Here is a 10107-nt window from a genome sequence, read left to right as displayed (position 1 = left end):
TCACTGCGTCTCCTGAGCACGTCGTCGGGCGCGGGGCCGGTCACCGAGGTGGGTTCTGCGGCGGAACTCAACGCTACCGCCCGGCCGCGGACGCGCGTGGCGGCCGTCGTGCCCGGGACGGCGGCGCCGGGCTCGCGTACCCTCGGGGGATGACGACGGGTGCGGTGCCCTCGAGGCGCCCGGTGCTGGTGAGGCGGCTGCACGTCGACCTCTGCCGCACCCAGACCGCGACCTGTCGGGCCTGAGGAGCCCCGCGCCCCCGACCCCGGGGCGCAACCACCCTCGGCCGGAGGTCCCCGTGACCGCGATCCCCACCGCACGCCGCCCCGTCCCGACCCCGCTCGTCCTGTGCTTCGTCGGCGCCGGCCCCCGCACGCTCGGGGTGCTCGAGCGCCTCGGCGCCGACGCGCCCGCGCTGCTGGGCGAGCGGCCGCTCGTCGTGCACGTCGTGGACCCGCACCTGCCCGGCGCCGGGCGCATCTGGCGGGAGGACCAGCACCCGCTGCTGCTGATGAACTCCCGCGCCGCCGACGTGACCGTGCTGCCCGACGCCTCCAGCGTCCTGCGCGGGCCGCTGCGGGGAGGTCCCACGCTGTTCGCCTGGCTCGACGGCCACCGCGACGAGCTCGCGGCGCGGTTCGCCGCCGCCGGCCGGGCGGACCTCGCCGCCGAGGTGCGCGAGGTCGGGCCGCACTCCTTCGTCTCGCGCGCCCTGGGCAGCGCGTACCTGCGGTGGGCGTGGGACGTGGTGCTCGCGGGGCTGCCGACGGGGACGGACGTGCAGGTGCACGCGAGCACGGCCCTCGACGTGGTCGACGCGGCCGGGGGGCGCCAGCTGGTCCACCTGGCGGGGCGCGCGGAACCGCTGGCCGTGGACGGGGTCGTCCTGGCGCAGGGGCACGCCGACGTGCTGCCGGGGCCGCGGGAGCGGGCGCTGCAGGCCTTCGCCGCGGCTCACGACCTCGTGCACGTCGCGCCCGGGTACACGAGCGACCTGCACACCGCCGGCGCCCTCGACGTCCTGGAGCCGGGGGCGGACGTGCTGGTGCTCGGCATGGGCCTGGCGTTCGTCGACGTGGTGCTGCTGCTGACGCAGGGCCGCGGCGGCCGGTTCGAGCGGGACGCCTCGGGCGACCTGCACTACCGGCCGAGCGGCGCGGAACCGGTGCTGCACGCGGGATCGCGGCGCGGGGTCCCGTACCGGTCGAAGATCTCCTACGAGCTGGCCTCGCGCCCTCCCCTGCCGCGCTTCCTCACGCTCGCGGCCGTCACGCAGCGGCGGGAGCGGCTCGGCCGCCCGCTCGACCTGCGCGCCGACGTCTGGCCCCTGATCGCCAAGGAGCTGGCGGGGGCGCACTACCACGAGCTGTTCCTGCGCCACCCGGAGCGGACGCGGACGACCGCCGCGGAGTTCGACCGCGCCTTCGCCGCGGCGGAGTGGGGCACGCCCGCGTTCGACGAGCTCGTCGCGCGGGCGGTGCCGGACGCCGAGGACCGCCTCGACCTCGCGGCGCTGGACCGCCCCCTGGAGGGCTTCCGCGCGGCCTCGGCCGCCGCCGTGGACGCGCGGGTCCACGACCACGTCGTGGCCGACACCCGCCGACGCGCCGACCCCGCGCACTCCGCGGACGCGGCCGTGTTCGCCGCGCTGCTGTCCTGCTACGGCGTGGTCGCCGCGGCGCAGCGCCACGGCCTGCTCACCGCGCGCTCGGCGGCCCTCGACGTCGACGGCTGGTGGCACGGGTTCTTCAGCTACGTCGCGAGCGGACCGCCGCCGGGACGCCTGGAGCAGCTGGCGGCCCTCGCGCGGGCGGGGGTGCTGCGCTTCCTCGGCGCCGGCACGACCGTGGAGGCCGACGCGGCCGCCGGTCGCTGGGTGGCGACCAGCGCCAGCAGCCCCGCGCGGCTGCGCACCCGCGCGTTCGTCGACGCCCGGCTGCCGCACCCCAGCACGCGCGACACCGCCGACCCGCTGCTGCAGCGGCTGCACGCGCGGGGCGAGGCGGTCGAGCAGGAGTTCGACGACGGTACCGAGGTGCTGACCAGCGGCCGCCTCGTCGTCGACGCCGGCCAGCACCTCGTGGACGCCGCGGGTCGCCCGCACCCGCGCCGCTTCGCCGTGGGCCCGTGGGTCGCGGGCAACGGGTGGGCGCCGGCGTTCGCGCGCCCCGGGGTCGACGCGGGGTTCTTCCGGCTCAACGAGGCCGTCGCCCGCGGCCTGCTGGCGGTGCGCCCCGCGGAGACCGCGGGTGTCAGCGCCGCCGTGCGGCCAGGTGCCAGGACCGGGCCGAGCGCAGGTGCGGTTCCCGGTCGCTGAGCGCGACCTCGAGGTGCTCGAGGTCGTCGACGAGCCGCTCGTCGACGAGCCGCGGGTCGGCCGTCGCGAGCCGCTCCAGCAGACCGGTCACCGACAGCACCCCCGCGCGCCCGGCCGGCTCGCAGCCCGCGGCCCGGACGGCGGCCAGGACGTCGTCGGGGTCCAGCCGGAGCACGGTGCGGCCCGTGACCTCGTCGACCGTCTGCGGCGCGTCCAGCAGCACCCACGCCTGCGCGGGGTCACCGCCCAGGGCGGCGTGCACGACGTCGGCGGCCGGGTTCGGCGCGAGCAGGGAGAGCAGCCCCCCGGGCCGCAGCGACGAGGCGAGCGTCGAGACGTCCGCGCGCACCTGGGCCGGTGATCCGCGGTGCTGCAGCACGTCGTGGCACAGCACGACGTCGAAGGAACCGGACCCGCCCTGGCGGTGCCGGGTCAGGGCGGCCAGGGCGTGCAGGTCCTCCAGGTCGGCGGCCACGGTGTGCAGCCGGTCCCCCACCCCGGCCGCGGCGGCCGCGGTGCGCGCCAGGTCCAGCGCGTCCGGGGCGGTGTCGAGCACGGTGACGTCGTGGCCCTGCAGGGCGAGCTGGACCGCGTCGCGGCCGTCACCGCCCCCGGCGTCCAGGACGCGCAGCGGGCCCTCGGCCACCGACGCCAGCCAGCGCCGCAGGGTGGCGGCGACGACGCGGTAGCGCAGCCGGCCCCAGGGGGAGTCCTGCCACGTGGCCCAGGCGGCGGCCTCGGCGGCGTCGGTGCCCGTGCGGGCGGGTGGTGACGGCGTCACGTGCCTCCCCCGTCGTTCCGGCGTGAGCACCGTCGAGGTCGTGCTGCGCTGGGCGCCCCTCCCGCGCGCAGCGTGGGGGACGCGGAGCCAGGACTCTCGGCCGCTGCAGATGGTGGGGGGAGCCTAGCCCGTCTCAGAGGGTGCGGTGCATGACGTGCAGGCCCACGTAGCCGAACTCGGGGTGGTCGAACGCCTCGGGCACCGTCGTGAGGACCTGGAAGCCCAGCGAGCGCCACAGCGCGACGGCGGCGGCGTTCGTCTCGACGACCGCGTTGAACTGCACGGCCCGGAAACCCTGCGCGCGCGCCCACGCCACGACGTGCTCACCCAGGGCGCGCCCCACGCCGAGCCCCCGCGCGGCGGGCGCGACCATGAAGCTGGCCGTGGCCACGTGGGCCCCGCGGCCCGGTCGGTTCGGGCCGGCCTTGGCGGTGCCCAGCACCGTGTCGCCGTCCACGGCGACCACCGTGCGGTCCGGCGGGGGCTGCACCCAGAGCGCGCGCGCCGCCTCCGACGTCAGGCCCGGCGGGTAGGCGTAGGTCTCCCCCTCGGCGACGACCTCGTCGAAGATCGGCCACACCTGCGACCAGTCGGCGGACTGGAACTCGCGGATCTTCATGCGGCGCAGCGTAGTCGGGACCGTGGGGCCCCGGGAGGTCAGCGGGGCGCCTTCTCCCCCGCCTCGACCGGCACGCGCAGCCGGTTCTCCGCCGGCGGCAGCGGGCAGGTCGCGTGGTCGGTGAAGGCGCAGGGCATGTTCGCCGCGCGGTTGAAGTCGAGCACCACGCGGCCGTCCGCGGTGGGCGCCTCGACGGCCAGGGAGCGCGTCGTCCCCGTCGTGCTGACCCCGCTCGTCGCGTCGGTGAACAGGACCGAGAACTCGCTGCCGGAGCGGAACAGCACGAGGCTCTGCGGCGCGCCGCCGACCTCGAAGCGCGCGGTGCCCGCCGCCGTGAACCGCTGCCGCAGCCCCTCCACGACCGAGCCGACGACGACCTCGAGGTCCTCGCCGAACGGCTCGTACCGGGCCGCGACGACCCACCGCTCGTCGAAGTCGAAGACGGGGACGCCCGTGAACGTCGCGAGCAGCGGCGCGTGCGGGTCCCGCACGCGCAGCGCGTGCGTCCCGCTGCGGCGGATCACCTCGACGTGGCGGTCACCGTCCTCGACGACCGGTCCGGCGCCACCCTCGGCGGGGGCGGTCACGACCTCCCCGTCGACGACCTCGCCGTCCAGGCGCAACCCGTCCGCGGCGGCCGCGCGCAGGTGCACGCCGTCCGCCGCGCTCCACCACCGCCCCGGCAGCCCGTCGACGGCCTGCGGCGAGGAGTCCAGCCAGTGCAGGCCCGTGAGGCTCAGCCAGCCGTGCGGTTCGCGCAGCGTCGCCGTGCGGCGCTCGCGCCACGCCTCGAAGTCCGCACGGCGGGCCGCGGTGTCGAGGGTCGTCGAGGTCATGGGTTCCTCCGCTGCTCCGGGACGCCTCGGGTGCGAGGCGGCACTCCTGCAGCAGCGCCCGGGACGCTGCGGCTGTTCCCCGACCCCGGCCGGCGTCGGACGCCGAGCCCCCGCGGCAGGGCCGTTAGGCTCGCCGCACACCCCGAGGAGGCCCCGCGATGACCGTCGTCCCGACGCCCGGCGAGGACCTGCTGTTCCCCCCGCCGCCCGAGTTCGCCCGGCACGCCAACGTGGGCGCCGGGGAGTACGCGCGCGCCGCCGCCGACCCCGAGGCCTTCTGGGCCGAGCAGGCCGCGCGACTGCAGTGGGACGCCCCGTGGCACACGGTCTTCGACGGCTCGACCATGCCCACGGCGCGGTGGTTCGACGGTGGCCGCCTCAACGTGGCGGTGAACTGCGTCGACCGGCACGTCGCGGCCGGGCGCGGGGAGAAGGTGGCGCTGCACTGGGAGGGCGAACCCGGCGACAGCCGCACGACCACCTACGCGCAGCTGCAGGACGAGGTCTGCCGGCTGGCGAACGCCCTGGAGTCCCTCGGCGTCGTCCACGGCGACCGGGTCGTGCTGTACCTGCCCGTGCTGACCGAGACGATCGTGGCGACGCTCGCGTGCGCCCGCATCGGAGCCGTCGTGAGCCTGGTGTTCGGCGGCTTCTCCGCCGAGGCGCTGCGGTTCCGCGTGGCCGACACGGGGGCGAAGGTCCTCGTCACCACCGACGGGCAGTTCCGCCGCGGCACGGCGGTGGCCGTGAAGGCCGCGGCGGACGCCGCGGTCGCGGGTCTCGACCACGTCGAGCACGTCCTCGTCCTGCGCCGCACGGGGGACGCGACGCCCGACGTCCCCTGGACACCCGGCCGGGACGTGTGGTGGCACGACGTCGTCGACACCGCGAGCACCGTGCACGCGGCGCCGTCCTTCGACGCGGAGAACCCCCTGTTCATCATCTACACCTCCGGCACGACCGGGCGCCCGAAGGGGCTGGTGCACACCAGCGGCGGCTACCTGACGCACGCCTCGTGGAGCCACTGGGCCGTGTTCGACCTCAAGGACGACGACGTCTACTGGTGCCAGGCCGACCTGGCCTGGGTCACGGCGCACACCTACGAGATGTACGGGCCGCTGTCCAACGGCGCGACCCAGGTGATCTACGAGGGCAGCCCCCTCACCCCGCACCCGGGCCGGCACTTCGAGGTCATCGAGAGGTACGGCGTGACGACGTACTACACGGCGCCCACGCTGGTCCGGACGTTCATGAAGCACGGGCCGGAACTCCCCGCCCGCTACGACCTGTCGTCCCTGCGGCTGCTCGGCAGCGTCGGGGAGGCCATCAACCCCGAGGCCTGGGTGTGGTTGCACCGCAACGTGGGTGGCGGGCGCTGCCCGATCGTCGACACGTGGTGGCAGTCGGAGACGGGCGCGGCCGTCATCGCTCCCCTGCCCGGCGTGACGACGCTGAAGCCGGGGTCCGGCACCGTGCCGCTGCCCGGGCTCGCCGCGACCGTGGTGGACGACGCGGGCGAGGAGGTGGCGCCCGGCGTCCAGGGCGTGCTCGTCATCACGAAGCCGTGGCCGGGCATGGCCCGCACGGTCTGGGGCGACCACGACCGGTTCGTGCGCTCCTACTGGGAGCCCTACGCCGACCGCGGCTACTACCTCGCGGGCGACTCCGCGACGAAGGACGCCGACGGCTACGTGTGGATCGGCGGGCGCATCGACGACGTCCTCAACGTCTCGGGGCACCGGCTCTCCAGCATCGAGCTCGAGTCCGCGCTCGTCTCGCACCCGCGCGTCGCGGAGGCCGCCGTGGTCGGCGCTCCCGACGACACGACGGGGCAGCGCATCACGGCGTTCGTCGTCACGCGCGGCCGGGCCGACGCCGACGACCCCGGCGACGCCGGGCTGGTCGCGGCGCTGCGCGACCACGTGGCCGCGCGGGTCGGCGCCATCGCCAAGCCCCGCGACGTGGTCGTGGTCGCGGACCTGCCGAAGACCCGGTCCGGCAAGATCATGCGCCGGCTGATGGCGGACATGACCGCGGGCCGCAGCGGCGGCGACGTCACGTCCCTGCAGGACGAGACCGCCCTCGCCGGCGTGGAGCTCGCCTGGGCGCGCTACGTCGCCAGCCGCCCCTGACGCCTCCGTGGTCGGACCGGCACGACCAGCCGCTCAGCGGCGGGAGGCGAGCGCCGCCAGGGCACCCAGGGCCGCGCGCGAGGGCGACCCCGGTTCGGCGTGGTAGGCCACCAGGACCTGACCGTCGCTGCCGTTGACCGTGAACTTCTCGTGCCGCAGCTCCAGCGGACCGACGTCCGGGTGCAGCATCCGGCTGGTCCCGCCGACCTTCTGCCGCACGTCCTGGCGGGCCCAGAGGCGGCGGAACCGCTCGCTGCCCGCGGAGAGCTCCGACACCAGGGCCTGGAGCAGCGGGTCGTCGAGGTCGGTCCCGGCCTGGGCGCGCAGGCCCGCGACCGCCTCCCGCGTCGCGCGGTCCCAGTCCTGGTGCAGGACCCGGTCGCGGGGGTCGAGGAACACCGCCCGCAGGAGGTTGACGCCGGGCCGGTACTGCGGTGAGAGGGCCTGGGCCAGCGCGTTGGCGGCCAGGACGTCCTGGAGAGGGCCCTGGACGAAGGCCGGGACCCCGAGGTCGTCGAGCAGCCGCGCCACGCCGGGAGCCACGGCTCCCGCGCTAACGACCCGGCCGGAGCGGTACCCGCCCGCCCCGGCGATGCGGTGCAGGTGGGCCACCGCGTCCGCGTCGAGGCGGAGCACCCCGGCCAGCGCGTCCAGGACCTCGGGCGAGGGGTGGCGGTCCCGGCCCTTCTCCAGCCGGAGGTAGTACTCGGGGCTAATGCCGGCCAGCACGGCGAGCTCCTCGCGCCGCAGACCGGGGACCCGGCGACGGGGGCCGCGCGGCAGTCCCGCGTCCTCCGGGGTGACGAGCTCCCGGCGGGCCCTGAGGTAGGCGCCCATCTGGTTCCCGCCCTCCACGGCCGGAACCCTAGCGCGCCGGGGAACCGGCCCCGCGGACCCGGCCGGACCTCCGCACGGGGCCCCGCGAGGGGGGGTCCTCCGGGGGTCTCCCGTCCTGCGGCCGGACCCGCCCACGATGGTCCGCGTCGGCGCACGTCGGACCCCCCGACCACCTCGCGCCGCCGAGAGGACACCATGGACCAGCTCACCCGCTCCCCCTTCACCCGCCTCAGCACCACCGACGACGTCACCGCAGGCCTGGACCTGACCGGCCGGCGGGCCGTCGTCACCGGCGGCGCCTCCGGCCTCGGCGTCGAGACGGTGCGCGTCCTGGCCGCCCGCGGCGCCGACGTCACGATCGGGGCCCGCCGCCCAGACGCGGCCGCCGGTGTCGCGGAGGCGGTCCAGGCCCTCACCGGCAACCCGCACGTCCACGTCCGCGGTCTCGAGCTCACCGACCGCCGGTCGGTCGCTGCCTTCGCCGAGGCGTGGGAGGGGCCGCTGGACCTGCTCGTCAACAACGCGGGCGTGATGATGGTCCAGCGCCTCACCCGCACCGCCGACGGCCACGAGGTGCAGTTCGCCTCCAACCACCTCGGCCACTTCGACCTGACGACGCGCCTGCACGCGGCGCTCGCCGCCGCACCGGACGGTGCCCGGGTGGTGAACGTCAGCTCCTCCGGCCACCTGTTCGGGCCGGTGGTGTTCGACGACGTCGACTACCGCTTCCGCCCGTACGACCCGCTGTCCGCCTACGCGCAGTCGAAGACGGCGGGCGTCCTCTTCGCGGTCGGGGCCAGCCGGCGCTGGGCCGACGACGGGATCGCGGTCAACGCCGTGAACCCGGGGGCCGTGCGGACGGACCTGCAGCGCCACGTCGGCGGGGCCCTGGCGACTCCGCCGGAGCAGCAGAAGGACGTCCGCCAGGGCGCGTCGACCACCCTCTACGCCGCGGTGTCCCCTCTCCTGCAGGGGGTCGGCGGCCGGTACTTCAACGACAACACCGAAGCCACCACCGTCGACGAGCGGCCCACCGATCCCGAGGTCCTCGTGACGACGGTCGCCGCCTACGCCCTCGACCCCGACGGCGCCGACCGCCTCTGGGCGCTCTCCGAGGGCGTCCTGCGGTGACCGGCGCGGGCGGGAGGGACGAGGGCGTCACCGGCGCGGCGGGCGGCCGCACCGGGGGCGAGGCACCACCCGACGGTCTCGACGGCGCCCCGGCGGTCGTGGCCTCCTGGGTGCGGGCCCAGGTGGACGGGGACGTCGGCGGCCAGCTCGCGCTGTCCGCGCCCGACGTGGAGGTGGTCGACGACGGGCGGACCCACCTCGGTCGCGACCAGGTCGAGGTGTGGGCCCGGCGCGCCCGGGGTGAGTTCCGCTACCGCACCACGGTCCTCGACTGGGCGCCGGACGGGGAGGACGTCGTGGTGCGGGCCCGCCTGGACGGGGACTTCCCCGGCGCCACCGTGGTCCTGCGGTACCGGTTCACGCTCGCCGGGGAGCTCGTGCGCCGCGTGGTGATCGCCGTCTGAGGCCCCGGCCCGTGCTCGTGTCGCCGGCACAGGCACGACCGGCCGGCCTCAGCCCTCGATCGTCGCGGGGTCCATCCAGGTGACCTCCCAGCAGTGCCCGTCCGGGTCGCGGAAGCTCGTGCCGTACATGAACCCGAGGTCCGTGGTCGGCGCGTACTCCGCCCCGCCGTTGGCCAGCGCCTTGGCCCTGAGGTCGTCGCACTCCGCGCGGTCCGCGGCGGACAGCGCGATCATGACCTCGGTGGCGCCGCGCGGCGCGGCCTCGCCCTGCAGGAACTGCGCCCACTTCTCGGGCGCGTGCAGCATCGTGATGATGTTGTCCTCGATGACCACGCAGCGCGTGGTCTCGTCGCTGAACCGGGGGTTGAGCGTGAAGCCCAGCGACGAGAAGAACGAGGCCGACGCGTCGACGTCGGCGACCGGCAGGTTGATGTACACCATGCGCTTCACGGCAAGTCCTCCTCGGCTCGTCCACCCCTCTCGGGTGGTGTCGAACCGTAGACCGCGGGCCCGCGCGGAACTCAGCGGTCACCCGGAGGACCGGTCCTCAGAGAGCGGGGAACCAGAGACCGATCTCGCGGGCCGCCGACTCCGGGGAGTCCGAGCCGTGGACGAGGTTCTGCTGGACCTTCAGGCCCCAGTCGCGGCCCAGGTCGCCGCGCACCGTGCCGGGGGTGGCCGTGGTCGGGTCGGTGGTGCCCGCGAGCGAGCGGAAGCCCTCGATGACGCGGTGGCCCTCGACGACGGCCGCGACGACCGGACCCGACAGCATGAACTCCACGAGCGGCTCGTAGAACGGCTTGCCCTCGTGCTCGGCGTAGTGCCCCGCGAGCAGCTCGCGGTCGGCGGTGCGCAGCTCGAGCGCGACGAGCGTGTAGCCCTTCGCCTCGACGCGCCGCAGCACCTCGCCGGTCAGGTTGCGCCGCACGCCGTCCGGCTTGACGAGGACGAGGGTGCGCTGGACGTCGGTCTCCGTGGCCACGCACGCAGGGTAGCGGTGCCGGCCCGGCCGTCCCGCGCGAACCGCGGGCCGGTCGGCTCCGAAGGTCC

10 protein-coding genes are annotated in these 10107 nt (G+C 76.2%); 4 read left to right on the top strand and 6 right to left on the bottom strand.

Going from position 1 to position 10107, the window contains the following annotated elements; genetic code table 11:
* Window positions 1-298: 298 nt before the first annotated feature.
* On the top strand, window positions 299-2317 hold the full coding sequence (locus GTR02_RS15780; RefSeq protein WP_338073853.1) for an FAD/NAD(P)-binding protein: 2019 nt from the start codon (window positions 299-301) through the stop codon (window positions 2315-2317).
* On the opposite strand, the gene GTR02_RS15775 is transcribed toward GTR02_RS15780, so the two are convergent.
* From GTR02_RS15775 to GTR02_RS15765, 3 genes are all read right to left on the bottom strand, one after another.
* A complete protein-coding gene (locus tag GTR02_RS15775) occupies window positions 2253-3098 on the bottom strand; it encodes a methyltransferase domain-containing protein (protein ID WP_166608448.1) in 846 nt (281 codons plus the stop codon). The genes GTR02_RS15780 and GTR02_RS15775 overlap by 65 nt on opposite strands.
* Window positions 3099-3231: 133 nt before the next feature.
* Entirely contained in the window at window positions 3232-3717 is a 486-nt protein-coding gene (locus GTR02_RS15770; RefSeq protein ID WP_166608447.1) for a GNAT family N-acetyltransferase, read from the bottom strand.
* A 38-nt stretch (window positions 3718-3755) separates the two neighbouring features.
* Complete coding sequence (locus GTR02_RS15765; protein ID WP_166608446.1) at window positions 3756-4553, bottom strand: DUF1684 domain-containing protein; 798 nt, start codon at window positions 4551-4553, stop codon at window positions 3756-3758.
* 158 nt (window positions 4554-4711) lie between these two features.
* On the opposite strand from GTR02_RS15765, the gene acs reads away from it, so the two are divergent.
* Complete coding sequence (acs, locus tag GTR02_RS15760) at window positions 4712-6685, top strand: acetate--CoA ligase (protein ID WP_166608445.1); 1974 nt, start codon at window positions 4712-4714, stop codon at window positions 6683-6685.
* 33 nt (window positions 6686-6718) lie between these two features.
* Here the strand turns inward: acs and GTR02_RS15755 are convergent, their stop codons facing one another.
* Window positions 6719-7540 (bottom strand): MmyB family transcriptional regulator, encoded by an 822-nt coding sequence (locus GTR02_RS15755; protein ID WP_205709400.1) that lies wholly within the window; start codon window positions 7538-7540, stop codon window positions 6719-6721.
* 177 nt (window positions 7541-7717) lie between these two features.
* Here GTR02_RS15755 and GTR02_RS15750 point away from each other — a divergent pair, with 177 nt between their 5' ends.
* Complete coding sequence (locus GTR02_RS15750) at window positions 7718-8653, top strand: SDR family NAD(P)-dependent oxidoreductase (RefSeq protein WP_166608444.1); 936 nt, start codon at window positions 7718-7720, stop codon at window positions 8651-8653.
* Entirely contained in the window at window positions 8650-9057 is a 408-nt protein-coding gene (locus GTR02_RS15745) for a DUF4440 domain-containing protein (RefSeq protein ID WP_166608443.1), read from the top strand. Before GTR02_RS15750 ends, GTR02_RS15745 begins: the two co-directional genes overlap by 4 nt.
* Window positions 9058-9105: 48 nt before the next feature.
* Here the strand turns inward: GTR02_RS15745 and GTR02_RS15740 are convergent, their stop codons facing one another.
* Both GTR02_RS15740 and ndk read right to left on the bottom strand, forming a co-directional pair.
* Window positions 9106-9498 (bottom strand): VOC family protein, encoded by a 393-nt coding sequence (locus tag GTR02_RS15740; protein ID WP_166608449.1) that lies wholly within the window; start codon window positions 9496-9498, stop codon window positions 9106-9108.
* 106 nt (window positions 9499-9604) lie between these two features.
* The gene (ndk, locus tag GTR02_RS15735) at window positions 9605-10039 is read right to left on the bottom strand and encodes a nucleoside-diphosphate kinase (protein ID WP_166608442.1); all 435 of its coding nucleotides are present in this window, start codon (window positions 10037-10039) and stop codon (window positions 9605-9607) included.
* Window positions 10040-10107 lie beyond the last annotated feature (68 nt).

It is taken from the genome of Kineococcus siccus (assembly GCF_009906795.1).
GTDB lineage: Bacteria > Actinomycetota > Actinomycetes > Actinomycetales > Kineococcaceae > Kineococcus > Kineococcus siccus.
The sequence above is the reverse complement of the archived record's forward strand: the minus strand, read 5'-3'. Positions and strand labels throughout refer to the sequence as shown.

Excerpts from the sequence above, each read along its gene's own strand:
- acs (WP_166608445.1), top strand. The coding sequence starts at position 4,712 with ATGACCGTCGTCCCGACGCCCGGCGAGGACCTGCTGTTCCCCCCGCCG.
- GTR02_RS15770 (WP_166608447.1), bottom strand. The coding sequence starts at position 3,717 with ATGAAGATCCGCGAGTTCCAGTCCGCCGACTGGTCGCAGGTGTGGCCG.
- GTR02_RS15740 (WP_166608449.1), bottom strand. The coding sequence starts at position 9,498 with ATGGTGTACATCAACCTGCCGGTCGCCGACGTCGACGCGTCGGCCTCG.
- GTR02_RS15765 (WP_166608446.1), bottom strand. The coding sequence starts at position 4,553 with ATGACCTCGACGACCCTCGACACCGCGGCCCGCCGTGCGGACTTCGAG.
- GTR02_RS15750 (WP_166608444.1), top strand. The coding sequence starts at position 7,718 with ATGGACCAGCTCACCCGCTCCCCCTTCACCCGCCTCAGCACCACCGAC.